This is a genomic window from Streptomyces sp. ADI96-02 (genome assembly GCF_003846185.1).
GTDB lineage: Bacteria > Actinomycetota > Actinomycetes > Streptomycetales > Streptomycetaceae > Streptomyces.
The window spans coordinates 5288348-5313478 of record NZ_ML123034.1 but is presented as its reverse complement, the minus strand read 5'-3'; the positions used below and the strand labels follow the sequence as shown (position 1 = coordinate 5313478).

Genomic DNA, 25131 nt, shown 5'->3' with positions numbered 1-25131 from the left:
CAGAGATGGCGACGCTGGGGATTCACAAGGACTTTCTCCTGGAGTTCGCCCGATTGGAGAAGCCCGTACAGAAGCGGGTCCACGAGGTGTTCGACAAGTTCCGCGAGCACCGCCACGCCGGGCTTCACCTCGAAAAGCTGGAGAACCCCCGAGACCCGCGGATCCGTACTCTGCGTGTCAACAAGTTCATGCGCGGCGTCGTTCTCGCACCGGACTCCGGGGGCAGCTTCCTCCTCCTGAAGGTCATGGCGCACGATGACGCCATCGCCTGGGCCTTGAGCCACCGGGCGACGGTCAACTCGGCGACCCAAGGCATCGAATTACGTGACGACATCGCCCTGGAGCGGGCCACCGCCGACGTACAACACACCCCGCGCATGGCGGAGGTGCGGCTCTTCGCCGACATCGCCGACAAGGAGCTCACCCGCCTCGGTGTCGATCCCGATCTGCTGCCCCTCGTACGGAACCTCAGCACGGAGGCCCATCTCGACGCCCTCCGCAAGATCCTTCCCGAGCAGCAGTACGACGTCCTCGCCGGCCTGGCCGCGGGTCTGACGCCGGAGGACGTCTGGCGCGAATCCGTGGCCGCTCAAGCCGAACGCGCCGCCGCCGAGGCCCAGGAGACGCCGGCCGGAGACGAACTCGCCGCCGCGATGGCCCGCTCGCATGGGCGCATCGCCGTGCTCTCCGGCCCCGAGGAGCTGATGGACGTCCTGTCCCGCCCCTTCGACGCATGGCGGGTCTTCCTGCATCCCAGTCAGCGGCGTATCGCCTACCACCCCTCCTACAACGGACCTGCCCGGGTGACCGGCGGCCCCGGCACGGGCAAGACCGTGGTCGCCCTGCACCGCGCGCTCCATCTGGCACAGCAGTTGCCGGACGACGCCCCCGACGAATCGGTGCTGCTCACGACCTACACCAGGAATCTCGCCGACGACCTGCGCCAAGGACTGGAACTGCTCATCCCGGACAAGGCGCTGCGGGCCAAGATCCGTGTGGTCAACGTCGACGCCCTCGCGTACCAGGTCGTACGCGAGGACAGAGGCGGCCCACTGGCCATTCTCACCAGCCAGAGGGAGATCGGCTCCCGCTGGAACGCCGTCGCCCGCAGGCTCGGTCTCGACCTCAGCGACGTCTTCCTCGACCAGGAATGGCGACAGGTCATCCAGGCCCAGGACCTGCGCTCCCCAGAGGCGTACCTCAAGGCCTCACGCAGCGGCCGGGGCACCGCACTCAGCCCGCTGCGACGGGCCCAGGTCTGGCGTGCCGTCGAGGGCTTCACCCGAGAATTGCGCCAGGCCGGGCAGTGGACCTTCATCCAGGTGTGCGACGAGGCCGCCCGGCTGCTGGAGCCGCGTACGGACCACCCGTTCCGCCATGTCGTGATCGACGAGGCCCAGGACCTTCATCCGGCGCAGTGGCGCCTGCTGAGGGCATCGGTCGCGCCCGGCCCCGACGACCTGTTCATCGCCGGCGACACGCATCAGCGAATCTACGGGAACAAGGTGTCACTGCGCAGCCTCGGTGTGAACGTGATCGGAAGGTCCCATCGCCTGCGGATCAACTACCGCACCACACAGGAGATCCTGCATTGGTCGACGTCCCTGCTCGGCCGGGAGAGCCCGGACGACATGAACGGCGGGACCGAATCGCTGGCGGGGTACCGGTCCGTGCTGAACGGTGGACACCCCGAACTCCGTGGGGCGAGCAGCAAGGCCGAGGAGATCTCTGACCTCACGGCGCAGATCGCCCGGTGGACGGCCGACGGTGTGGAACCGAGCGAGATCGGGGTGGCCGTGCGATACCTGCAGCTGGGCAAGGAGATCGCACAGGCGCTCGAAGACGCCGATCTGCCCGTTCGGCTCATGGGCACCGCTCGGGCATCCGGCGACGGCGTCGGAATCGGGACCATGCACCGGATGAAGGGGCTGGAGTTCCGGTATGTCGCTGTTGCCGGTGTGAGCGAGCGGGTCGTGCCTCTCGCCTCGGCTCTGACCCCCGCGGAGGTGGACGCTCAGCAGCACCGAGAAGACCGGCTTGGCGAGTTGGGCCTCCTGTTCGTCGCGTGCACCCGCGCCCGCGAGGTGCTGCGGATCTCCTGGAACGGGGCTCCCAGCCCGTTTCTCGCCCCACGACACAGCTTGGGCGAGGGCTCGCCGACTGCCGCCGGTCAGCCCTCCTGAGGCACGCTCTCCTGTGCTAGCTGCCGGACGGGCGCCGGAGTCCGACCGCCGCGATCTCGCCCGCTGGTCCCACCGACTCTTCGACGCGACCGGCTCCGGCCGTACCGGCACCGCGTCGCACAGGATCGGCACTGACCCATCACGTCGACACGGCCCGCACCGCCTCGACGCCGACGGCCTGGCCGCCCTGCCCCTCGCCCCGGACCGACCCACTGCGCCCACCGCCTTGAAGCACCGGACGCGGCGAGGGAGACGTCCACGCGTGCGGTGCTCAGGCGGTCCGGTAGCGGCGGAGGTGCGCACCGGTGGCGGTGCCCTCCGCGGCCAACAGCTCCTTCGGCGTACCGCTGAAGACGACCCGGCCGCCGTGCTTGCCACCGCCGGGGCCGAGGTCGATCACCCAGTCGGCCTGCCGCACCACGTCCAGGTTGTGCTCGATGACGATGACCGTGTTGCCCTGGTCCACCAGCCCGTTCATCAGCCCGACGATGGTGTCGACGTCGGACATGTGCAGGCCCGTCGTCGGCTCGTCGAGGACGTAGACGGAACGGGAGCCGTGCAGCCGACCCGCGAGTTTGAGGCGCTGGCGCTCGCCGCCGGACAGGGTACTCAGGGGCTGCCCGAGGGTGAGGTAGCCGAGGCCGACGTCGGTCAGGCCGGTCAGCTTGTCGCTGACCTCGCGTTCGGTGAAGAACTCGATGGCGCTCTCGGCGGACAGGTCGAGCACGTCGGCGACGGACTTGCCGCGCAGTTCGTACGCCAGGACCTCCTCCTTGAACCGGCGCCCCTCACATGCCTCGCACCGGGTCCGTACGGGGTCCATGTAGGCGAGTTCCACGACGAGTTCGCCACGGCCGTTGCACTCGTCGCAGGCACCCGCCGAGTTGAAGCTGAACAGGCTCACCGGCACGCCGTTGGCCTTGGCGAAGAGCTTGCGGATGACGTCCATCGCGTCGAGGTGGCTGGCGGGCGTGGACCGTGAGGACGCCCTGATGGCCGTCTGGTCGACCAGGATCGCGTCCGGGTGGGCGTCCAGGAACGCCCCGGTGATCAGCGAGCTCTTCCCGGAGCCGGCCACCCCGGTGACCGCGGTGAGGACCCCGGTGGGGATGGTGACCGAGACATCGCGGAGGTTGTGCAGATCGGCGTTCTTCACCGCGAGCTTCCCCGTCGGGCGGCGCACGTCGGCCTTCACGTCGGCGGTCCGGCGCAGGCAGACGGCGGTGAGCGTGTCGGCCTTCCTCAGCTCCGGGAAAGTGCCCTCGAAGACGATCTTCCCGCCGTGCACGCCGGCCCCGGGGCCCACATCGACCACGTGGTCGGCGATCTCGATGACGTCCGGATCGTGCTCCACCACGATCACCGTGTTGCCCATGTCCCGCAACTCCCGCAGCAGCCCGTTGAGACGGCCCACATCACGCGGGTGCAGGCCCGTGCTGGGCTCGTCGAAGATGAACGTCATCCCGACCAGGCTGCTGCTCAAGTGGCTCACGGTCTTCAGCCGCTGGGCCTCGCCGCCGGAGAGCGACAGCGTCTCCCGGTCCAGCGAGAGGTAGCCGAGGCCGATGCCCTCGATCCGCTCGAAGGCGGTGCGAATCCCCGCCGCGATCGGGCCGGCGACCGGGCCGTCGATCCCGTCGAGGAGCTTGATCAGGTCGCTGATCTCCATCCGCGTCCAGTCCGCGATGGTGCGCCCTGCGATGGTCGTGGCGAGCGCGGTGGGGTTGAGCCGGGTGCCGCCGCACCCCGTGCACTCCCCCAGCGTGATGAACCGCTCGATGTTGGCCCGGCCTCGCTCGCTGAGCGAGCTGAGGTCGCGCTTGAGGTTGGTCCGGGCGAAACGGGCGACGACCCCCTCGTAGTTGAGGGCCACGGCGGTGTTGGCCGAGGACACCTTCACCTTGCCGCCGCTGCCGTACAGGAGCATCTCCCACTCGGCCCCGGTGTAGTCGCTCAGCTTCTTCGCGGTGTCGAAGTGCCCGGACTTCCCGTATATCTGCCAATCCATCGCACCGGGCTTGTGCGTGCTCAACTGGATGGCGCCCTCGTCGAGCGACTTCGTCCGGTCGAGGAGGCGGTCGACGTCCACCCGCCGCGTCCGGCCGAGACCCTCGCACTCCGGGCACATCCCGTAGGGGTTGTTGAAGGAGTAGACCGAGGCCGGGTTGTACGGGGTGCCCAGACGCGAGAACAGCACCCGCAGCGACGAGTAGAGGTCGGTCATCGTGCCCACCGTCGACCGCGCGTTGCCCCCGACCGGCTTCTGGTCGACGACCACCGGAGCGGTCAGGTTCTCGATGACGTCCGCGTGGGGGCGCTGGTATTTCGGCAACTGGTTGCGGATGAACCAGTCGTACGTGCTGTTGAGTTGCCGCTGCGCCTCCACGGCCAGGGTGTCGAAGACGATCGACGACTTTCCCGACCCGGAGACGCCGGTGAACACCGTGATCCGGTTCTTCGGAATACGCAGCGACACGTCCTTCAGGTTGTGCTCGCGCCCACCCTCGATGCGGATGTACCGCGCACTGTTCTCGTTGCGCTCTGCTTCAGTCATTTCAGCTTGAGATTTATCCCGTAGGAGTCTTCGGTGCTTGGCTCGCATACTGGTCTGATGAGTTCGATCTCCACACACCATCGGTTCCGGGACCCGCGCAGCACGAAGTACGACTTCCTCGCGTCGGTCCTCGTGTGCTGTCCCGGCTGCGAGAAGATCGCTCACGTCGTGGCAGGACCGGAGCCGGCCGGGGGGCACGATCCGGACCTCTTTGCACCAAGGCGTCTCGTCTGCCGGAACTGCGGGACGGCGAAGGAATGGAGCCGTGGAGGTGTGGCCCTGCACCGGGACCGGGGCGCGCCGGCCACGGACCCGTACTTCGGCGTCCGTCTGTGGTTGCAGACCGAGACCCGGCACGGGTGGGTATGGGCCTACAACCTGGAACACCTTGACCTGATCAGGAGATTCGTGCAGGCGCCGCTGCGTGAAGGGATTCCCTGGCACGACCACGGCCGGAAGATGACTGTGGTGGCCCGCCTGCCCGCATGGATGAAGCAGGCCAAGAACCGCGACGAGGTGCTGCGGGCCATCGCCCGCATCCACGCCTCACTGCTCCGCGCCTGATCCGGGAACACCGAGCCTGCCGCTCATCCCGTGACGCGTCTGGGCTTGGTGCCCTTCTTGTGATGACTGGGGCGCGAATGCGCTTCTCCGGTCTTGAGGACGAGACCGACGTCCTGAACGACGGCCCGGCGTCGGTTTTTCACGCCGGGCGGGCGGCCCGGGCCGGGTTTGGTGGGTTTGGGCGCACGGGCTGGCAGGGGGCACTTCATGCGGAGGTTCCTGAACCCGCGCCGTACCCGGGCCGGGGTGAGCTTGTTCGGCAGAGCCGGCCGTTCCCAGGGACGACGGAGATCGGTGACCAGGCCACGGACGAGACGGAGTTGGGTGTGAGCGGCGACGATCAGCCAAGTCCACCGGTCGGCGGCCTCGGGATCGCGGAGCTTGGGGCGGGTCCACCCGAGCGTCTGCTTGATCATTCTGAAGGTGTGCTCAAGATCGAATCTGCGCAGGAACGCGTGCCAGAGCCGGTCGACATCCGTCTCGCTCGCGCCGGTGCCCGACCACCACAGCCAGACTGGCTTGGGGTCCGCTCCGTTGGGCAGGCGGTCGACCTTGAGCCGGATCACGGTGCCCTCGATGATCGGCAGCTCGTCCCGGTGGGTGAGCCAGGCTGCGCGGCGGGTCAGCCGCGGGTGGAGCCGGTCGAAGGAAGTGGCCACCGCGGAACCGTACCGCTCCGTCTCCGTGACTGTCCGGACGTCGGGTTCGCCCCAGGTGTCCGGCTGGCCGAAGACGAACTCACCGCCGTGCTTGGGCGGCCGTCCGCCCTTCGGGTCGTAGATCCTCGGTGGTGTGGGCCGGCGCATCACCCGGTCCGACCGCAGCCTGCCCAGCAGCTCGACCGGCAGGTCCGCCAGCAGGAACGACAGGCGCTGAACGTCGTAACCGGCGTCCAGGACCAGGAGAATAGCCAGGTCGCCGGGCTTCCACTGGCCGGCGGCGACCAGGCGCTCGACAACCTCGCGGACCTGGACGGCGGTGACCGCCGCGACGTCGGCACCCGGCTCCAGCCGGACCGCGTCCAGCAGCGCGGTCCAGGAACTGCGTCCCACCTCCAGTGCCGCGACGATCGAGTACGGCCAGCCCGGGATCATCCGGTGCTCGTTCTTGCCCCGGCCGTAGGTGTGGCAGAACGAGCGGTCCGGCGACGTGTTCGCGTCCGGCCGTAGCCACGGGCTGACATCCGCCGCGAGCACCAGGCGCCCGCCCGCAGCCCGGGGCAGCGGCAGCCCGGCCAGCGTTCTCCGCAGTCGTGCGACATCGACGCGGCCGCGGTTGAGCCCGCCATACAACGCGCCGTGCCCACGCCGGTGTTCAGGCGAGAGCGCGAGATCAACCAGAGTCTTCACGGGCCCGTCGGAGCACAGCAGCGCGTCGCAGAGCTCGAACAGTTCATCGCCCCGTCTGGTCAGGCACGCATACAGCTCCGACCGGAAGTGTGACGCTTCCGCGAACGCCTCCCGGCGGACATCCTCATCCAGCAGACTCGACTCCACGGCCTTCGTTACGGTCACGTGCGCTCCTTGGTCGGAGCACAGGATCGAGCGAAGGCCACCCGCATGTCCGCTGAACTGCGAAAACAGGGTTCAAGTTCGAAGACCGTTCGACATCGGGACGATAAACGACAAGTTCAGTGCTTGTTCACGTTCTCTTCGATGAGGTGAATACCGAACCGGTACGGCTCACACAGCGGGGTCGAGATAGCGATGCCGTTCCGCGTACAGATCGGACTCACTCCGCGCGAGCTGCCGCATTTCCTCGACGTGATTCCGGAAATCCGGGTGGCCCACAGCCGCGCGCAGCGCCCCGGCGTTCTCCCAGCGGGCGATGTTGACGTACCGCTGAGGGTCCTTCACGTCCTGGGACAAGGTGTAGCCGACGATGCCCGGCTGCTCCTTCATGAAGGCCGCGACGCGTGCGAAGGCGGACTCGAACTCCTGGGGGCTCCCGGAGACCGTGAACCGGTTCACGAAGGTGACCGGGGGCTGCGGCGTGTCCTGCTGGGCCATGGTGCTCTCCTTACGACAGGGCTGCGGAAGGCTTGACGGGGCCGGACCGGGCGGTCAGGCCGTGGAGACAGGCGAGCAGGCAGCGCGCCTGCACGTTCACGTAGTGGCTGTGCCGCATCAGGGCGACCAACTGGGCCACCGTGAGCCAGCGGTGGTCCGGGGCGCGGGCCCCGTGGTCCTCGTCGGTCTCCACGATCAGGTAGCGATTGCGGGCATGGTAGAAGCGGCCGCCCTCCTCCGAGTGCACCGCGTCGAAGCGAATCTGCTCGGAGGCCGCGTTCAGCACCGCGTCCAGGTGGCGCGGGCGGGCCCGGGCAGGCAGCGCGGCAAGGCTGTCCGGGGTGCACTGAACGGTCGGGGCCAGCTCGACGCCGTCCACGTAACCCGGTTCCGTGGCGGCATGGACGAGCAGATGCAGCACGCCGTCGATCCTGCGGACGAGGAAGGCGATCACGCCCCGGCCGCAGGGCTCGATCATGGGCTGAGCCCAGGCGCGGACCTCGCGGCCGACGGCGGTGACGTCGACCCCCGCGACCCGGAAGAACCGGCCGCTCTCGTGCGCGATCCGGCCGTCCACCCCGCGCCAGCCGGCCAGCGCCCGGAGCGGGACCCGCTCGGCGGCCACATCCCGGCGGGTGCGGACCTCGGTGATCCAGTGCAGTACGTCGGCCGGCGCCTCGGGCGCGTCGGCGCGCCCGTCGCAGGAGCGGACGAGCGCGGCCGTGAAGTCGTCCCGCGGCGTACCCAGGACGTGCGGCAGACCGGGCCCGGTGAAGGGCAGGCAGGCGAGAACCGAGCGGGCGTCCATGTTCACCAGGTCATCGAGCCTGAGCAGCGTGTGGAGCTGATGAAGCGTCAACCATATGAATCCCGGGCGCTGTTCGACGTCCTCGGTGGCCTGGACCACCATGTTGCGGTTGCGTTTGCGGAAGAACCAGGCGCCCTGTTCGGACTGTCGTACGTCGGCGAGCACCCGGTGGCGCGAGGCGTCGCGGAAGTGACGCAGGTAGGGGACCTCCGCCCCGCGGTGCACCCGGGTGTAGTTGCTGCGCGTGGCCTGGACGGTGGGCGACAGCTGGAGACCGTTGTGGTTGCCCGGTTCGATCTTCGCCTGCATCAGGCAGTGGAGGACACCGTCGAACTCCTTGACCAGGATGCCCAGGATGCCCACCTCCGGCTGGTTGATGATCGGCTGCTGCCACCGTTCGACCGGCCCGCCGGGCACGTGCACGTCCAGGCCCTCGACGGAGTAGAAGCGACCTGTCTCGTGGACGAGGTTCCCGGTGGCGGGGTCGGTGCGCCAGCCGGCGAGGTCCTCCAGCGCGACCTGTCGGACCCGCATGTCGGCGTGCTCCTTCTGTGCGGCGAGCCAGTCGTGGAACCGGTCCGCGCCGCCGGCCCCGGGGTCCGCCAGCGCCGATCGGGCGATCCGCAGATGGGGCGCGTCGTACGGGGCCGACGCCCCGGCTCGTGGCGTCCGCGAACGTGTGGTCAAGACGGCCCCCGGGGGTTGTGGTCGACGACCCGCCCACGATCGGACAACGGGCTCGATACCGGCTGCAATCGCGCTCGAGCGGTCACCGGAGGGAGCACGCCGCTGGGAGGCCCTGTTCCTCTTCGCGGTGATCCGGTCGAGCCAGGGTCCGAGAAGGGGCATGCCGCCGTCATGTGTACGGGGAGGCACGGACAGCGGAGCCGGGACCGGCCGGCCGCGGCAGGAGTCGTTCAGAGGCGGCTCACCGCGGCCCGCGCCAGGTCGTGCCCCTCCTCCGTCAGGGCGTCCACCGCCGCGCGGACGGCCGCCCGGTCCCGGTCCGGGGTACCGGGCCGGGCGGGCAGCAGGGGCACCGCGACGCTGGCGCCGTGCCGTACGGCGCGGTGGCGGCGGGCGAAGGCCGTGAGCGTCTGGCGCGGCCCGGCCTCCAGCAGGAGCATGTCCTCGACGGCGAGCAGCGATTCGAGGGCGTCCGCGAAGTAGACGGTGTCGGTGATCTGCCGGGCCCAGAAGCGCGGACTGCACGCCTCCTCGGGGGTCATGAGAGAACCGGTGTAGCCGGAGTAGAGAGCGATGTCGGGCGGACTGAACGCCATCGAGCGGTACGCGGCCTCGACCTCCTTCGCGGCCGGCGCCATCGCCGGCGAGTGGAAGGGGCTGGTCGCGGGCACGACCATGACGGCGTGGCCGTCGTGCCGCAGCCGCTCCAGCACGCCCGCGAGCGGGGCAGCCGAACCGGCCAGCATGGTCTGCTGGTTGGCGTTGACGGCAGCGACGGCGATGTCGTCCCCGACGTACGGCGCGAGCCGGTCCGCGGCGAGTCCGACGGCGAGCATGCCGCCCGCCGGGATCCGCACCGCGGCGCGGACCCGCTCCCGTACCATCGCGACGGCCTCAGGCAGCGGGACGACACCGGCGAGGGTCGCCGCGACGAGCTCGCCGGCGCTGTGCCCGAGCAGGGCGGTGGGGCGGACGCCCCAGCCCAGCACCATCCGGGCCAGGCCGTAGTCGACGGCGAACAGCAGCGGCTGCGCGCGGCGGACGTCGTCGAGGGGCACTGACGGGGAGGTCTCCCCGATCCAGTCGGCCCGGATGCGGGCGCCCTCCGCACCGAAGTGCTCAAGGACCTCGTCGACGGCGGCGGTGAACTCCGGTTCGTGCCGGTAGAGCCCGGCCGCCATGGCGGGGTGCTGGGCGCCCTGGCCCGGCAGGAGGAGCGCCACAGGCCGGGGCCTGCGGGTCGTCGGGTGGTTGTGGTCCCGAGCGGTTGCGGGGAGCATGGGGCCTCCTGGCATGCGACGGTCGGCGGGACGTCCGCCCCGCGCGCGAAGGTCTGCTGCGGGGCGGACGAGGTCGTTCGGCCTCAGGCCGTGGGGACCGCCGGGCTGGTGTTGATCACGTCGAGCAGGGCCCGGGGCGTCTCCGCGTCGGCGACGGCGCCGTCGGGAACGCTGACCCCGTACTCGCGCTGGACCAGGCCGATGACCTGGAGCAGCGCCAGCGAGTCGTATCCGAGGTCGATGAAGGGGGTGTCGAGGATGCCCCCCTCCAGGTCGACCCCCTCCTCCTCGCCGGCGCTCTCGCGCAGCATGCGGGTGAGGTCGGTCAGGGTCACCGGGCCGGTCTTGGCGGTCATGGCTGGTCCTACCTTTCGAGGATTCGGCTGGCGCAGGACAGGAAGCAGGAGGGTCGGGAGGCGGTGCTGTTCAGGTGTCGCGCCGCACCACGAGGGCCGCGTTGAAGCCGCCATGGCCCCGGGCCAGCACCAAGGCGGTGCGGGGCCCGGTCTCCCGGGGGCCCTCGGTCACGAGGTCGAGGCCGAGGGCGGGGTCGGCCCTCACGGTGGATGCGGTCGGGGGGATCACCCCGTCGCGCAACGACAGCAGCGCGGTGGCGACGTCCAGGGCCGCCCCGCCCGCGAGAAGTCGCCCGGTGAGTGTCTTGGGCGCGGTCACGGGTACGCCGCGGCGTCCGAACACCGCGTTCAGTGCCTCGGCCTCGACACGGTCCGCTTCGGGGGAGCCCGCCGCGTCGGCGAAGACGACGTCCACGTCGGCCGGGGTGAGCCGGGCGTCACGCAGCGCCTCTTCGAAGGCCCGGCGCAGCCCCGGAGGGCGGCCGGAATCGGGAGCGGGGTCGAGGGTGGCGGCGTAGCCGGCGATTCGTCCGTACGAATAGGCCCCGCGCTCGTGAGCCTGCACCGCGTCCTCGACGAGGAGGATGGCGCCGCCCTCCCCCGGTGTGTAGCCGCAGGCGTCGGCCGAGAACGGAAGGTAGGCGCGGGCCGGATCCGGCTCGGTGCTCATCTGGCCGGTGGCCAGCTGGGGAAGCCAGCCCCAGGGGCAGAGCATCGCGTCGACGCCGCCGGACACCATGGCCGGAGTGCCCTTGCGGATGTGGCGGCGGGCCTGGCCCAGCGCGTCGATGCCGCCCGTCTGCTCGGTGAGGAGCACGCTGCTGGGGCCGCGCAGGCCCTGCTGGATGGATATCTGGCCGGTATTGACGGCGTAGAACCAGGCGAACGACTGGTAGGCGCTGACGTATTCCTTGCCGCGGCCCCACAGCTGTTGGAGCTCCTTCTGGCCGAATTCGACGGCACCGCCGGAGGCGGCCGTGACGACGCCGACGCCGTACTCGGACAGCCGGTCCGTATCCAGTCCGGAGTCGCGCAGGGCCCAGTCGGCGGCGGTCAGGGCCAGCCGGGTCATCCGGTCGGTCTGCGGAAGGAGCCTGCTGGGGATGAGCTTCTCGTCGTCGTAGTCCCGGATCTCGCCCGCCACCGTGGCCGGATAGCGGGAGGCGTCGAACCGGGTGACCGAGCCCAGCCCGGACTTCCCGGACAGGGTGGCCTGCCAGAATTCCTCCGTGCCCAGGCCGTTGGGGGCGACAATGCCGAGTCCGGTGACGACGGCGGTGCGCGGGTCGGCCGGGGCGGCGGTGGGCGGCGTCATGGGCGTCCCCTCTCGGGCCGGGCCAGCACCATGGCGCTCTGGAAGCCGCCGAAGCCGCTTCCGACGCTCAGCACCGCGTCGGCGCGCTGCTCACGGGCGGTCAGAGGTATGTAGTCCAGGTCGAGTTCGGGATCGGGCTCGTGCAGGTTGGCGGTCGGCGGCAGCATCCCGTGCTCCATCGCGAGGGCGCAGGCGACGATCTCCAGGGAGCCGATGGCGCCGAGCGAATGGCCGATCATGGACTTGATGGAACTGACCGGCACGTCGTAGGCGTGGGCGCCCAGGCTCCGTTTGAACGCGCCGGTCTCGTGGCGGTCGTTCAACTTGGTTCCGGACCCGTGGGCGTTGACGTAGTCGATGGCTTCGGGAGCGAGTCGGGCCTCGGCGAGCGCCGCGTCGATCGCGGCGGCCATCTCGACGCCCTCGGGCTTGAGCCCGGTCATGTGGAAGGCGTTGGCGCGGGAGGCGAAGCCGGCGATCTCGGCGTAGATGTGGGCCCCCCGGGCCCGGGCGGCCTCCAGTTCCTCCAGGATGACGACGGCGGCGCCCTCGCCGAGGACGAGTCCGCTGCGGGTGCGGTCGAAGGGGCGGCAGGCGCTCTCCGGGGTGTCGTTGCGCGGGGAGGTGGCCTGGATGGCGTCGAAGCAGGCCGAGGTGATGGGCGACAGGGGCGCTTCGGTGGCGCCGGCGACCACCACGTCGGCCGATCCCTCGCAGATCAGCTCGGCGGCGTGGCCGAGTGCGTCGAGCCCGGAGGTGCACCCGGTGGAGACCACCGCGGCGGGGCCCTCGGCGCCCGCGTCGCGGCCGACCTCGGCGGCCATGGAGCTCGGGACGAAGTGGCCGTACAACTCGGGGATGACGTAGGAGTGGTCGAGGCTCCAGGAGCGGCCGCCGTCGCTGGCGACGACGTACTCCCGTTCGAGGGAGGTGGTGCAGCCGACGGCACTGCCGAGGACGGTGGCGATCCGGCCGGGGTCCAGTGCGCCTGTCTCGAGCCCGCTGTCGGCCATGGCCTCGCGGGCCGAGACGACCGCGAACTGCGCCGCGCGGTCGAGCCGGCGGATCTCCTGCGGGCGGAGCCCGGCCGCCACGGGGTCGAAGTCGCACTCGGCCGCGGTCCGGGAGCGGAACGGGGTGGGATCGTAGGCGGTGATGGTCCGGGTGGCGGAGCGGCCGGTGGTGAGCAGGCTCCAGTAGCTCTTCACCCCGATTCCGCCGGGAGCGACGACCCCCAGTCCGGTGATGACGGCCCTACGCATCGCGGTGACCTCTCATCGTCTGTCGCGGCCTGCGCGGCCGGGGGCGGTGGCACGGGGCGGGTGGAACAGTGCCGGACACTTTCGATCCCTCCGTCGTGGTCGGTGGTGCGCCCGGGGCCGGTTCGGGGTCTGTCCTGCCGGGCGCCGCCGGTGACGGTGCGCTCGTGGCCCGTCTCGTTCGGGTGTGGCCCTGCGGTGGCGTCATGGAACGACGGAGACCTAGACGGACACTCAAGTCCACGTGGACCGGCAGCGATCGGGGTCAGCGGCCGACCGGGACGCCCGCGTCCAGCTCGGGGTCGGCGCTCAGCACGCTCTGGTGCAGCCGGCGCAGCCGGGGCGAGGGCTCCAGGCCCAGTTCCTCCACCAGGGTGTCCCGCAGCTTCTGATACGTCTCCAGCGCGCGCCAGGCGGCGCCCGAGCGGTGCAGTGCGATCATCAGCTGAGCGCAGAAGTTCTCGTGCATGGGGTGCCTGGCCATCAGCACACGCAGTTCGGGCACGACCTCCAGGTGGCGTCCGACGGCCAGGTCGGACTCCAACCGCATCTCCAGGGCGGCCATGCGCTCGCCCTCCAGGCGCAGCACCTCCAACTCCAGTACGGAACCGACGCGGACGTCCACCAAGGCGGGTCCCTGCCACAGCGCCAGGGCGCGACCCAGGAGGTCGGATGCGGTGTGGTGGTCCTCGGCCTGGTGCGCGGCCCGGCCCCCGACGGCGAGTTCCTCGAACTCCTGCACGTCGACCAGGCCGGGCTGGACCTGGAGCAGATAACCGCCGTGCCGGGTGACGAGGACGCTCTTGGCCTCCCTGCCGGGATCGTCCACGAGGGCGGCGGCGATCTTTCTTCGCAGTTGCAGCACATACGTCTGCAGGGTGGTGGCGGCGCTGCGCGGAATGCCCTCGCCCCAGATCTCCTCCATCAGGGTGGGCACGGTGACGACACGGTCGGACTGCAGAGCGAGCAGAGCGAGTATCTGACGTGGCTTGGCGGCGGTCGGTACGACCGAAACGCCCTGTTCCTGAGCGACGAGTGGTCCGAGTACCCGAATATCCATGGCGAGGAGTCCCCTTTCGCCGGGCGTGGGTCGCACCGGGACCGGACCGACTCTTCCAGCACGGATGCCGCGGGCCCAGTGAGCCACTCACGCCCAGGATGGTGAATATGTCATGTGTAATTGATGAAGACGACACTAGGTGTGCCTCCACCCGGTGCCACAGAATTCGGCCACAAGGCGGTGGGGGGCTGCTCCCTTCACCGCGTCGTCGGACGGGAGGAGAAGACCACAGCATGAGCGTTGATTCCCCGAACCACGAACGGGCACTGTCGATCGCCATGGCCGGGCTGGAACGGGGTCGTGCCGCGGGAGGCCGCCCGGCACCCGGAGCGGGTGCGGCCGCGGGATGGATAGAGAGACTCGACGAGACCGCGCCCAGTGTCGTACGCCCGACTTGGCGGTGCTTCTCGGGCCGGCCCCAGGAGTGAGCGTGCCGCCCGCCGCGGAGGAGACGTCCCCGGGCCGGCCCCGGCCGGAGGCGGCCCGGGTCGGCTTCAAGCGGCACCTGCGTGTCGAGGCCGTGCCGGGCGAGGCCGTCTATCTCCTCTCGGAGTGCGGCACCACCGTGCTGCACGGCGCCGCCGCGCAGGTCCTGGCCCCGCTCCTGGACGGCAGCCGCTCGCTGCCGGAGCTGTTGGCCTCGGCGGCCGCCCGCATGGACCCCGTCGAGGCGGGTGAGGCGCTGGCCGAGCTGGGGGAGGCGGGGCTCGTCGGCTTTCGCGACCCGGCTGTCCCGCAGGCCGAGACGCACGCCTACTGGGACGCGGCGGGGCTCGACGGCCCGGTCGCCGCGGCCCGGGCGGCCACCTCCCGGGTGTACGTGGAGGCGGCCGGTCAGGCTGACGCCGACGCGGCCCGGGCGGCTTGCGCGCAGGCGGGCACCGGCCTCTGCGAGTCCCCCGAGGACGCGGACATCACCCTGGTCGTGTGCGGGGACTACCTGGACCCGGGCCTCACCGGCACGTCGAAGCGGCACGCACGGACGGGGCGGCCCTGGCTGCCGGTCAAGGTGGCGGGCGGCGAGGTCTGGGTGGGCCCGGTGTTCGCGCCCGCGGAGCCGGACCGGCCGTGCTGGCACTGCCTGGCCCACCGGCTGCGCGGGCACCGCACCGCCCAGGAGCCGGTGCGGCGGGCGCTGCGGCTGCCCGGCGGGATACCGCTGCCGCCGTCCGCGCTGCCCGCGACGCGGGCGATCGGACTGCACACCGCCGCGGTGGAGGCCGCGAAGTGGGCGGCCGGGCTGCGCACGAGCCCGACGGTGTGGCGCCTGGACACCTACACCCTGGCGACGGACCTGCACCCGGTGACCCGCAGGCCGCAGTGCCCAGCGTGCGGCGACCCGGGACTGGTCGCCGCCCGTACGCTGCGGCCTGTGGCACTGGAGTCCCGCCCCAAGTGCTACGCGGAGGGGGGCGGTCACCGGGCCGTCGCCCCGGCCGTTCTGTGGGCCCGCCACCGGAGGCTCGTCGGGCCGGTCACCGGCGTCGTCGCCGAGGTGCGCGAGGCGCCGGGGACACCGGACGGGCTGCACCACTACGTGTCGGGGCGCAACCTCGCCCTGGCCGGACACGACCTGGCGAGCGTGCGTGCCGGGCTGCGCAGTCACAGCGGGGGCAAGGGCACTACGCCCGAGGAAGCACGGCTGGGGGCGCTGTGCGAGGCGGTGGAGCGCTACTCGGCGGCCCGGCAGGGCGACGAGGCCGTGGTACGGGAGACCTCCCGGGGGCTGGGCGACGCGGCGCTGCACCCGAACGCGGCCCAGCTGTACGCCGACTGGCAGTTCCGGGAGCGTGAGGCCTGGAACGCCCGGCACTCGGGCGCCCCCTTCCAACTGGTGCCACCGCCCTTCGACGCGCGCTCGGCCGCGGAGTGGACGCCGCTGTGGTCGCTCGGCTCCCGTCGCACCCGCTACCTGCCCACCTCGATGCTGTACTTCGGGCCCGGTTCCGACGGGCGGATCCGCGCGCCCTGGGCGGACTCCAACGGGAACGCAGCCGGAAGCAGCCTGGAGGACGCCGTGCTGCAGGGTTTGCTGGAGGTGGTCGAACGGGACGCGGTGGCCCTGTGGTGGTACCACCGCACCCGGCAGCCGGGCGTCGACCTTGATGCCTTCGACGAGCCGTGGCTCGCCGACGCCCGTGCGGCATACGCCCGTTCGGGGCGCGAGGTGTGGGCGTTGGACCTCACCGCGGACCTGGGAGTACCGGTGGTCGCGGCGGTGTCCCGCAGGACCGGGCGCCCGGCGGGCGAGCTGGGCGAGGGGCTCGCCCTCGGCTTCGGCGCGCACACCGACCCCCGGGTCGCGCTGCGCAGGGCGGTCACCGAACTGGGCCAGCTACTGCCGCCGGACACCGCCGCGGGGCAGCGGGCGTACGCGGACGGCGACGCGGACCTGAGCGCGTGGTGGACCGGCGCGACGCTCGCCGAACAGCCGTACCTGGCCCCGGATCCTGCTGAGCGGGCGCGTACCGCCGTGGCCTGGGACGTCCTCGCGCACGATGATCTCCGGGAGGAGGTGCGGGCGGTGGAGCGCCTGCTCGCGGCGCGCGGTATGGAGACGCTGGTGCTGGACCTGACGCGGCCGGACATCGGGCTGCCGGTGGTGAAGGTCGTCGTGCCGGGCATGCGGCACTTCTGGGCGCGGTTCGCGCCGGGCCGGCTCTTCGACGTGCCCGTCGAACTGGGACGCGTCGCGCGCAGGCCCACCGTCGAGGAGCTCAATCCGGTGCCGCTCTTCGTGTGACCCGCGGAGCCCCGGTACCGGGGCTCCGCGCCGTGGACTGCGCGTGCCCGGCAAGCGGGACATGGGATATCACTGAGTCATGACATCATCGAGGGGCAGACAGTCGGCCGCAGCGGAAGGCCCCGAGGCCGAGGGCGCCGCCTCGGCGACCGGGTCGCAGGAGAGTCCCGGACCTCGCCGGAGTCAGGACGTACCGGCACCCCAACTGGCCCGCACCATAACCGTCGTGGCCCTGCTCTGCTACGGCGGGGTGACCGTGCTCAACCTGGTGGGGACCCGCCCCGGAGTCACTCGGCTGCTGGTCTGCGTCGCCTGCGTGCTGGCCGTGTTCACCGTGCAGATGCTCGTGTCCGCTCCCCGGGCCCAGATCTGGACGCCGCGCCGGAAGACCGCCGCCCTCCTGGCGCAGACACTGCTCACCTACCTGCCGCTCCTCTGGTTCGGCCTCAACTGGGGCAGCATGGAAGGTCCGTTGGGCGCTTCGTTCCTCGTGCTGCTCCCGCCCCGTTACGGCTGGTCGTTGTTCGGCGTGGTGCTGATCGTCACCCCGCTGCACGCGCTCGCCGCCGGCGCCGCCCTGGACGCGGCCTCCTACTACACGGTCTCCGCGCTGCTGTCGGGGCTCGTCATCTACGGACTGGCGCGCCTGACCGAGCTGGTGAGCGAACTTCACGCCACCCGCGACGAACTGGCCCGCATGGCCGTCGGACAGGAGCGGCTGCGCTTCGCCCGCGACCTGCACGACCTGCTGGGCTACAGCCTGTCCGCGATCGTCCTCAAGGGAACGCTGGCCCACCGCGTCGGCCTGACCCAGCCGGAACGGGCGCGCGAGGAGACCCGTGAGATCGTGGACGTGGCCCGCCAGGCACTGTCGGACGTGCGACTGGTCGCCAGCAGCTACCGCGCACTCTCCCTCACCTCCGAGACCCGCTCCGCGATGTCCGTGCTGCGCGCCTCCGGCGTGCGCAGTGAGGTCGATGTCGCCTGCGGCCCGCTGCCCCCGGAGGTCGACACCTTCCTCGCCACCGTGGTGCGCGAAGGGGTCACCAATATGCTGCGGCACAGCGCTGTACGTCACTGTACGATAACGGCAACCCGTGACGGGGAGACCATTCTGCTGTCTGTGGTGAACGACGGAGTCCGCATAGACGGACGGGAGCAGAAGGACAGGGGATCGCTGCTCGGCGCGGAGCGGCGGGGGAACGGACTGGACAACCTTCACGAACGGTGCGTTGCGGTGGGCGGCAGGCTGAAGGCTGTCGTCCGTGAGAACGGGCTCTTCGAACTGGAGGTCCGTGCCCCGGTACGGCCGGCGGCGTAGGGGGCCCTCGATACGGCACGAGGGGATCAGGAAGGGAAGGCAAGGGGGATGCTCACCCTCAGAATCCTGCTGGCGGAGGATGTCCACATGGTACGGGGGGCTCTCGTCGCACTGCTCCATCTGGAACCCGACCTGCGCGTCGTCGCGGCCGTGGACAGGGGTGACGCCATCGTGCCGACCGCGCTGGAGAAGAAGCCCGACGTGGCGGTCATCGACATCGACCTGCCGGGCACCGACGGCTTGACGGCCACAGCCGAGTTACACAAGCGGATGCCCACCTGCCGCACGCTCATCCTGACCGGCATGGGGCGGCCGGGCACCCTGCGCCGAGCGCTCAGCACACAGGTTGGCGGCTTCCTGCTCAAGGACTCCGAACCTGAGGAACTCGCCAAGGCAGTACGCCTGGTGGCGTCCGGTCAGCGCGTCATGGACCCGCATCTGGCGATGTCGGCGTGGGACTTCGTGGACAATCCGCTCTCCCCTCGCGAGCTCCAGGTGCTGCGGCTCGCGGCCCGCGGCGCGGACACCGCGGAGATCGCCGGGTGCCTGTACCTGTCGAAGGGCACGGTGAGCAACTACCTGACGGCCATCGTGGGCAAGCTCGGCGCCCGCAACCGCGTCGATGCCGTCCGGGTCGCGAGGAACGCCGGCTGGATTCTCTGAGTCCGGCGGCGCCTCGGCGGGAGGCGAACGCCGGTCACCGGCGGCTCCGGTCGGCGACGAGGAGCCGGACCTCCGGCGTCAGGCCGGCGTACAGCGGTGTGAGGGCTCCACCGAGGAACAGGCCACGCATGGTGGCCCGTTCCACCTTTCCGCTCGTGGTGTGCCGTACCGTGCCGGGCCGCACGATCAGCACTGCGTCCGCGCGCACGCCGTGTTCCGCCACCAGGACGTCCTGGATCACCTCGGTGAGGGCCGGCAGGTCCGTGCCGTAGCAGGTGCGTGCACGCAACTCCTGTACCACGACAAGGTGTTCGCGTTCACCGTGCACACCGAACGCGATGCCGGAGCCGAGGACCGTGCTGGTCCGGCGTACCGACTCCTCCAGGTCCTCCGGATGGAAGGCGTTGCCCGCCAGGACGACCAGGTCCTTGCGACGGCCGGTGACGTACAGCTCGCCGTCCACCATCGCGCCGAGGTCACCGGTCCGCAGGAAGCCGCCCTCGCCCTGGGCCGTACGGGCCCGGAACAGTTCCTCGCTCTCCGCCGGACGGCGCCAGTACCCCTCGGCCGTACCCGGGCCGCGCACCCAGATCTCGCCGGTGACGCCCTCGTCGAGCGGCGTGCGCCCCGCCGGGTCGACGATGCGTACCTCCGTGCCGGGTGCCGGCGGGCCGCACGAGACCAGCGACCGTCCGCCGCCCGGGTGCCCGTCGTCGGCGAAGGTCCGCAGCCGGGGCCGCCCGGCGCGCGCGGCGCCGGTCACCAGCAGGGTCGCCTCGGCCAGTCCGTAGCAGGGGGTGAGCGCACCGGGGCGCAGCCCGGCGGGGGCGAAGCGCGCGGCGAAGTCCCGGACCGTGGAGGCGCGGACGACCTCGCCGCCGCTCACCGCCGTACGCCAGTGGGACAGGTCGAGGCGGCCCGCCGGCAGGACCTCGCCCTCCCGCGCGCAGCGCGCGTACGCCGAGTCGGGAGCGGCGCTGACGGCGATGCCGTGGTCGGACACCGCTTCCAGCCAGCGCAGCGGACGGCGCGCGAAGGACTCCGGGGAGAGCAGCACGGACGTGGCGCCCTGCCACAGCGGGTGGATCAGCAGGCCGATGAGACCCATGTCGTGGTGGAACGGGAGCCAGCCGCCGACCCGTTCGCCCTCCCGGGTGTCGAGGGCAGTCGACAGGGACCGGAGGTGGGCGAGCAGCGCGCGATGACTGACGGGCACACCACGCGGGGCTCGCGTGGAGCCGGAGGTGTACTGGAGGACGGCCACGCTGTCGGGACCGGTCGCCGCGTCGAGGGGCGCCTCGGCCGCCCGGGTGACCGGGCCGTCCGCGAGGGCGGCGTCGGCCGGAACGCAGACGACGTCCTGGTGGCCGGTGCGCGCAAGCACCTGCGAGAGCGCGGGGGCCAGCGCGCGGGAGGTGAGGGCGCAGTCGACCGCCGCGTCCCTGGCTATGCCGGACAACCGGGCGTCGTGGTGCCTGCTGCCGCCCGGGGGCACCACCGGCACCGGCACCGCTCCGGCGAACAGGCAGGCCAGCAGGCTCGTGGCGAAGAGCATCCGGTCGCTGTGGGCCACCAGGACCCGCCCGCCCGGCCGGGTATGGCCGCGCACCACGGGCGCCAGCGCCCGGGCCGCCGCGGCGAGGGCGCCGTAGGTGTACCGCCGCTCCCCGGCGCCCCCGAGCCCGTCGGAAAGCACGAGGAGGGCGTCCCGCTCCGGGTGGGTACGGGCCCTGTGCGCGAAGACCTCGGTGAACGTCCGCTTCTCGTCGCCGTCCATGGTGCCCTCTCCGCCGCTCCGCCGGTACCGGCACCAGCTTGCGCCGGGCGGCTCGAACGGACCTCGCACGCGGGACGTGTGGGAGCGGAGCGCCCGGGGCGGGCGGGGGCGGGACGCCATCTCAGCGAGCGGGGGCCGTCCGGGTGGGTTCGCGGTAGCGGACGTGCACGACGCGTTCGCCGCCGAGCGTGGCCAGGCACGCGAGCGACCGGCGGAGCCGCCGGTACTCCGGGTCGGCCAGGGCTCGGTCGCAGTCCTCGGCCTCGCGCCACCACTGGAGCCCGACGTAGTTGAGCGGGTTGACCGAGGAGCACAGCAGGTCGGAGCCGCCGAACTCCTCCTCCTTCGAGATGGATTCGCTGAGCGCGGCGTATCTGGCCTCGAAGGCGTACCGGTCATCCTCGTACATCAGCCGCGCCCAGGTGAGCACGACGTTCAGGCCGCCCTCGGTAGCGGTGTGCCGCAGGGTGCGGAAAACGCTGTTCACCTGGTCGGCACTGGCCTCGACCAGCGGCCCGATGCGCTCGACATGGGCCCGGAACACGGGCTCGCGTACGGTGCCGAGGAACCCGTCCAGACGTTCCCAGTGCGCGAACTGCGTGTAGACCCTCGGCTGAGTGGCGGTGCGCAGCACCACCAGGTACCCGAAGTGCGGCCGGGAGGCCAAGAAGTCGGCGTACACGTCGCACGCCGCTTCGAAGGCGGTGTGGTCGCCCCGGACGGTGAGCCGGTTGACGATGGTCAGAGCTGCGGCGGGGTCACGATTGTCCACGGCGCTCCGCAAACCGCCCGGCGTGCCGCAAGGTGGTGGTGCTGTTGGCTCCGAGCGCTTCGCGGACCCGTGCCCGGGCGTCGGCCGGTGAGGCGTCCGGGCCGAGCAGGGCCCGCACGCCCTCCGGGTCCAGGACGACGGTGTGGGCGGAGGTGACCGCGACGGAGCCGTCCGGGGCCGGCTCGACGGTCCAGCGGCCGGTGTGGCAGGCCAGCGCCGGAGGGGTGCGCAGCTGTTTGTAGACGATGGTGCGCCGGCCGGGGAAGCACAGGCGCACGGAATCCGTGATGTGCTCCGAACCGTCCGGAGCGAGCGTGGCCATCTCCATCTGCTGGACGGTCGCGGCGGTCCGCGCGCCGTCGGCGGCCGGGTCGGAAGCGGCCTCCTCCCGCAGATCGAGACGGGCGACGTGCGGCAGCCGCTCGGGCCAGCGGTCGGCCCGCTCCAGGAAGGCGTACACCTCGTCGGCCTCGGCGCGGACGGTGTGCGTGTCATGGAAGGAGAACCGCAACTCCTCGCGGTGGGAGCCCTGTTCCGCGGCGCGCTTGAGGGCGGCGAGCTCCGCGGCGCTGTTGCGGTCCACAGCCGCGGTGATGAGGCGCTCTGCCTCCGGGTCGTCAGCGACTGCCCGGAAGTCGTGGAGCAGGACGACCCGGCTCAGGCCGTCGCCGAGCGGCTCGACCCGCCAGGCGCCGCCCATCGACGCCACCGGCGGCGCGGGCACCAGCTGGCGGAACGTCACCGTGCGGGCCACCGGGTCCAGGGTGCGCACGGACGTCCAGTTGCGGACGGCCCCGTGGGCGGTGGCCCACAGGTGCAGCCGCTGCTCGCCGCCCTCCGGGGGCGCGTCCGCGAGCACGTCGACGTGTACGGTCGGGCCGAACAGGTCGGGCCAGCCGGACACGTCGGCCACGAGGCGGTGCACCGTGTCGGGCGGCGCGGCCACGGTGACGGCGTGCTCGGTGACGCGGACCGCGTCGCCCGGTGCCGGAACGGAAGTCCTGGGCCCCATGGGAGACCTTCCCTTCAGTAGATCGTCGGCGGTGCGTTGACAGCAGGTAACTAGTCGATCCGACTCGGACGCCGGTCGAGCCGGGGTGGAACCGCCCCGGCGGCCCCTCAGCGAGGGCCGTACCGCTCGGGACGGCGGAGGATCTCCAGCACCGCGCACCCCCAGCTGTATCCGGCGCCGACGCTGACGAGGACGACGATGTCGCCCGGGGAGGCCCGGCCGGACACCATGAGGTGGTCGAGCCCGGCGAACTGGTCGCCCGCCCCGAGGTGGCCGACCGTGCGGCTCCACTCCCAGGGGGTACGGTCCGGGTCGATGCCGAACGGGCCGTAGTAGATGGACTCCAGCCGGCGCCGCCCGAAGTGCGGCAGGACCACCCAGTCGGCGTCGGCCAGGTCGAGGCCCGCCTCGGAGAGCGCCCGTTTCACCGCGGTCTGCTGCCCCTCGTGGGCGCGGCCCATCACGGCGGACATGCCGACCCGCGAGACGAACGCCCTCTTGGCCCGGGCGAAGTCGACGGGCATGCCGTGGCTGAAGGGGGCGCGGCCGAACGGCGCGTCCCCGCGGTGCAGCGGTTCCAGTTCCGGGTCCGCGTGCAGGGCCAGGGCGCGCACGGAGGCGAAGCCGCCCCGGCGGGAGAGGACCAGCGCGGCGGCGCCGTCCGCGTAGGGCGTTCCGGGATCGGTGCGCCAGCGGTCGATGCCGGGGGCGCAGAACCGGTCGGCGGAAGTGAGCAGTGCGTCCCCCGTGCCGTGGCCGGCCCGCAGGTAGGCGGCGGCCAGGTCCATGGCGGCGAGGCCCCCGTTGGACATCTGCCGGATCTCGACGGCCTGGCAGCTGTTGCCGACCGTCTCGCGCTGGATGTAGGAGGCGACGGGCCACAGGTCCTGGCCCTGGTGGTAGGTGTCGGCGTGCAGCAGGAGGTCGATGTCTCCGGGGCCGGAACCGGCCCGTCGCAGCGCGTTCGCGGCCGCCGCGACGGCCATCTCGGCGGCGGACTCGTCCGCCGAGACGGCCACGGACTCCATGCCCGCGGCGTCGGCGATGCGCGGCGGGCAGTCCCCGGCCGCGACGGCGTCGGCCACCCGGAGGGTGCCGGGCAGCCGGACGGAGGTGGCCCTGACGTACAGGTCCGCGGCGTGCATGCTCACCTCTCCGCCGACGGGACCGCGAGGAGCCGGTCGGCGGCCCGGGCCCGCGGCCGGTCCAGCAGTGCGTGGCGTGCCATGTCGAGCAGCGCGTGCCACCCCGCCGCGACGGCGTTGCCGCCGACGCCGACAGTGCCCCACTCACGGTCGTCGGCGCGATGGGTGAGCAGCACCTGGCAGGACGCGTCTCCCCCGTCGTCGGGCCCGAGCGGGCGCTCCCGCTCGCCGACCAGGACGACGGTGCGGAAGGCGGGGAAGAACGGGTCGAGGGCATCGTGCAGCGCCCGGTCCAGCGCGTGCAGCGGGGCGCCGGCGCGGCCCGTACCGCTGAGCGACACGTCCCGGACCCGGAGCCGCACCCCGGCCTCGGTCCCGGTGGGGCCGCCTCCGCGGACGGTGACATGCCACGAGTCGATGGTGAAGTGGGTCTCGACGGAGTCGCCGTACAGTTCCGCGCGCAGCAGGAGCTCGAAGGACGCGTCGGCGGAGTCGAAGCTGTGGCCGGCGGCCTCCAGCGCCTTGACCCGGGCGGCGGTCCGCGCGACGGGTTCGGAGCCGGCCTCCATGGCGTAGCCCAGCTCCGCGGCCTTCAGCGCGACGGAGGAGCGCCCGCCCAGGTCGGACACCACGGTCCGCATGCGGTTGCCGACCCCGGCGGGGTCCGTGTGCTGGTACAGCCCGGGGTCGACGCGCAGCGCGGAGGCGTGCAGTCCGGCCTTGTGCGTGAAGGCGTCCTCGCCGACGTACGGGGCGGAGGAGCGTTCCGGGACGCGGGTGATCACCGCCACCTCGCGGGCGATCCGGGCCATATCGCCGAGGGCGCCGGGCGGCAGGCAGGGGATGCCCCGTTTGAGGACGAGGTTGGCGGCGATGGAGAACAGGTCGGCGTTGCCGCAGCGTTCTCCGTAGCCGTGGGCGGTGCCCTGCGCGTGCACGGCCCCGGCGTCGACGGCGGCGAGGGTTGCGGCCACGGCGCATCCGGAGTCGTCGTGGCAGTGGATTCCGAGCCGGACGCCGGTCGCCCCAAGGGTGGCGGCGACGGTCGCGCGCACCTCGTCGGGCAGGGTGCCGCCGTTGGTGTCGCAGAGGACCACGGCGTCCGCCCCGGCCTCGGCGGCGGCACGGACGGTCTCCAGCGCGTAGCCGGGCGCGGCACGGTACCCCTCGAAGTAGTGCTCGGCGTCGACGAACACCTGGCGCCCGGCGTGCACGAGGTGTCGTACGGTGCTGCCGATCATGGCGAGGTTCTCGGCGAGGGTGGTGCGCAGCGCCCGCTCCACATGCCGCCGGTCGGCCTTGGCGACGAGTGTCACCACGGGGGTGTCGGCCTCCAGCAGCGCCCGGACCTGCGGGTCGACGGAGACCGTCGCACCCGGCCGCCGGGTGGCCCCGAAGGCGGCCAACCGGGCGTGACGCAGGTCGAGTTCGGTGCGCGCCCGGCGGAAGAACTCGGTGTCGCGGGGCACCGCGCCGGGCCAGCCGCCCTCAAGGTAGCCGACACCGAGGCCATCCAGGCTACGGGCGACGGCGAGCTTCTCGTCGACCGTGAGGGTGAGGCCCTTCTTCTGTGTGCCGTCGCGCAGGGTTGTGTCGTACAGCTGGAACCGCTGGATGGTCATC

At 71.9% G+C, this 25131-nt stretch carries 19 protein-coding genes; 5 read left to right on the top strand and 14 right to left on the bottom strand.

The window, feature by feature from the left end; translation table 11 throughout:
- The first annotated feature begins 5 nt into the window (after positions 1-5).
- Complete coding sequence (locus EES43_RS23425; protein ID WP_124270543.1) at positions 6-2183, top strand: UvrD-helicase domain-containing protein; 2178 nt, start codon at positions 6-8, stop codon at positions 2181-2183.
- A gap of 271 nt (positions 2184-2454) precedes the next feature.
- Here the strand turns inward: EES43_RS23425 and EES43_RS23420 are convergent, their stop codons facing one another.
- Entirely contained in the window at positions 2455-4737 is a 2283-nt protein-coding gene (locus tag EES43_RS23420; protein WP_124270542.1) for an ATP-binding cassette domain-containing protein, read from the bottom strand.
- A gap of 57 nt (positions 4738-4794) precedes the next feature.
- Here EES43_RS23420 and EES43_RS23415 point away from each other — a divergent pair, with 57 nt between their 5' ends.
- The gene (locus tag EES43_RS23415; protein WP_124270541.1) at positions 4795-5301 is read left to right on the top strand and encodes a hypothetical protein; all 507 of its coding nucleotides are present in this window, start codon (positions 4795-4797) and stop codon (positions 5299-5301) included.
- 23 nt (positions 5302-5324) lie between these two features.
- Here the strand turns inward: EES43_RS23415 and EES43_RS23410 are convergent, their stop codons facing one another.
- From EES43_RS23410 to EES43_RS23375, 8 genes are all read right to left on the bottom strand, one after another.
- Positions 5325-6785, bottom strand: coding sequence for an NF041680 family putative transposase (locus tag EES43_RS23410; protein WP_346774364.1), 1461 nt, complete (start codon positions 6783-6785; stop codon positions 5325-5327).
- A gap of 198 nt (positions 6786-6983) precedes the next feature.
- On the bottom strand, positions 6984-7310 hold the full coding sequence (locus EES43_RS23405; protein WP_124270540.1) for an antibiotic biosynthesis monooxygenase family protein: 327 nt from the start codon (positions 7308-7310) through the stop codon (positions 6984-6986).
- Positions 7311-7320: 10 nt separating this feature from the next.
- A complete protein-coding gene (locus EES43_RS23400) occupies positions 7321-8805 on the bottom strand; it encodes an NDP-hexose 2,3-dehydratase family protein (RefSeq protein WP_241192508.1) in 1485 nt (494 codons plus the stop codon).
- Positions 8806-9035: 230 nt separating this feature from the next.
- On the bottom strand, positions 9036-10085 hold the full coding sequence (locus EES43_RS23395; protein ID WP_124270538.1) for an acyltransferase domain-containing protein: 1050 nt from the start codon (positions 10083-10085) through the stop codon (positions 9036-9038).
- An 83-nt stretch (positions 10086-10168) separates the two neighbouring features.
- Positions 10169-10441, bottom strand: a complete 273-nt coding sequence (locus EES43_RS23390) for an acyl carrier protein (RefSeq protein ID WP_124270537.1) — start codon at positions 10439-10441, stop codon at positions 10169-10171.
- Positions 10442-10511: 70 nt separating this feature from the next.
- Positions 10512-11756: a ketosynthase chain-length factor gene (locus EES43_RS23385; protein ID WP_124270536.1), complete on the bottom strand. Its 1245-nt coding sequence runs from the start codon at positions 11754-11756 to the stop codon at positions 10512-10514.
- On the bottom strand, positions 11753-13018 hold the full coding sequence (locus tag EES43_RS23380) for a beta-ketoacyl-[acyl-carrier-protein] synthase family protein (RefSeq protein ID WP_124270535.1): 1266 nt from the start codon (positions 13016-13018) through the stop codon (positions 11753-11755). The genes EES43_RS23385 and EES43_RS23380 overlap by 4 nt, the downstream gene beginning before the upstream one ends.
- 262 nt (positions 13019-13280) lie before the next feature.
- The gene (locus tag EES43_RS23375) at positions 13281-14075 is read right to left on the bottom strand and encodes an AfsR/SARP family transcriptional regulator (protein WP_124270534.1); all 795 of its coding nucleotides are present in this window, start codon (positions 14073-14075) and stop codon (positions 13281-13283) included.
- 430 nt (positions 14076-14505) lie between these two features.
- Between EES43_RS23375 and EES43_RS23370 the strand changes: the two genes are divergently transcribed.
- The 3 genes from EES43_RS23370 to EES43_RS23360 all read left to right on the top strand — a co-directional run bounded on the left by EES43_RS23370 (position 14506) and on the right by EES43_RS23360 (position 18802).
- Positions 14506-16818 carry a TOMM precursor leader peptide-binding protein gene (locus EES43_RS23370; protein WP_241192507.1) on the top strand — a complete coding sequence of 771 codons (2313 nt, stop codon included), beginning with the start codon at positions 14506-14508 and terminating at the stop codon, positions 16816-16818.
- Between the two features lie 79 nt (positions 16819-16897).
- Positions 16898-18139: a sensor histidine kinase gene (locus EES43_RS23365; RefSeq protein ID WP_124270532.1), complete on the top strand. Its 1242-nt coding sequence runs from the start codon at positions 16898-16900 to the stop codon at positions 18137-18139.
- 48 nt (positions 18140-18187) lie between these two features.
- On the top strand, positions 18188-18802 hold the full coding sequence (locus EES43_RS23360) for a response regulator transcription factor (RefSeq protein ID WP_124270531.1): 615 nt from the start codon (positions 18188-18190) through the stop codon (positions 18800-18802).
- Between the two features lie 34 nt (positions 18803-18836).
- Here the strand turns inward: EES43_RS23360 and EES43_RS23355 are convergent, their stop codons facing one another.
- From EES43_RS23355 to cimA, 5 genes are all read right to left on the bottom strand, one after another.
- Complete coding sequence (locus tag EES43_RS23355; RefSeq protein ID WP_164493234.1) at positions 18837-20579, bottom strand: fatty acyl-AMP ligase; 1743 nt, start codon at positions 20577-20579, stop codon at positions 18837-18839.
- 121 nt (positions 20580-20700) lie between these two features.
- On the bottom strand, positions 20701-21351 hold the full coding sequence (locus EES43_RS30745) for a hypothetical protein (RefSeq protein WP_164493233.1): 651 nt from the start codon (positions 21349-21351) through the stop codon (positions 20701-20703).
- A complete protein-coding gene (locus tag EES43_RS23350; protein WP_124270529.1) occupies positions 21338-22363 on the bottom strand; it encodes an aromatase/cyclase in 1026 nt (341 codons plus the stop codon). Before EES43_RS23350 ends, EES43_RS30745 begins: the two co-directional genes overlap by 14 nt.
- 107 nt (positions 22364-22470) lie before the next feature.
- The gene (locus EES43_RS23345) at positions 22471-23508 is read right to left on the bottom strand and encodes a ketoacyl-ACP synthase III family protein (protein WP_124270528.1); all 1038 of its coding nucleotides are present in this window, start codon (positions 23506-23508) and stop codon (positions 22471-22473) included.
- Positions 23509-23510: 2 nt separating this feature from the next.
- Positions 23511-25130 (bottom strand): citramalate synthase, encoded by a 1620-nt coding sequence (gene cimA, locus EES43_RS23340; RefSeq protein ID WP_124270527.1) that lies wholly within the window; start codon positions 25128-25130, stop codon positions 23511-23513.
- Position 25131 lies beyond the last annotated feature (1 nt).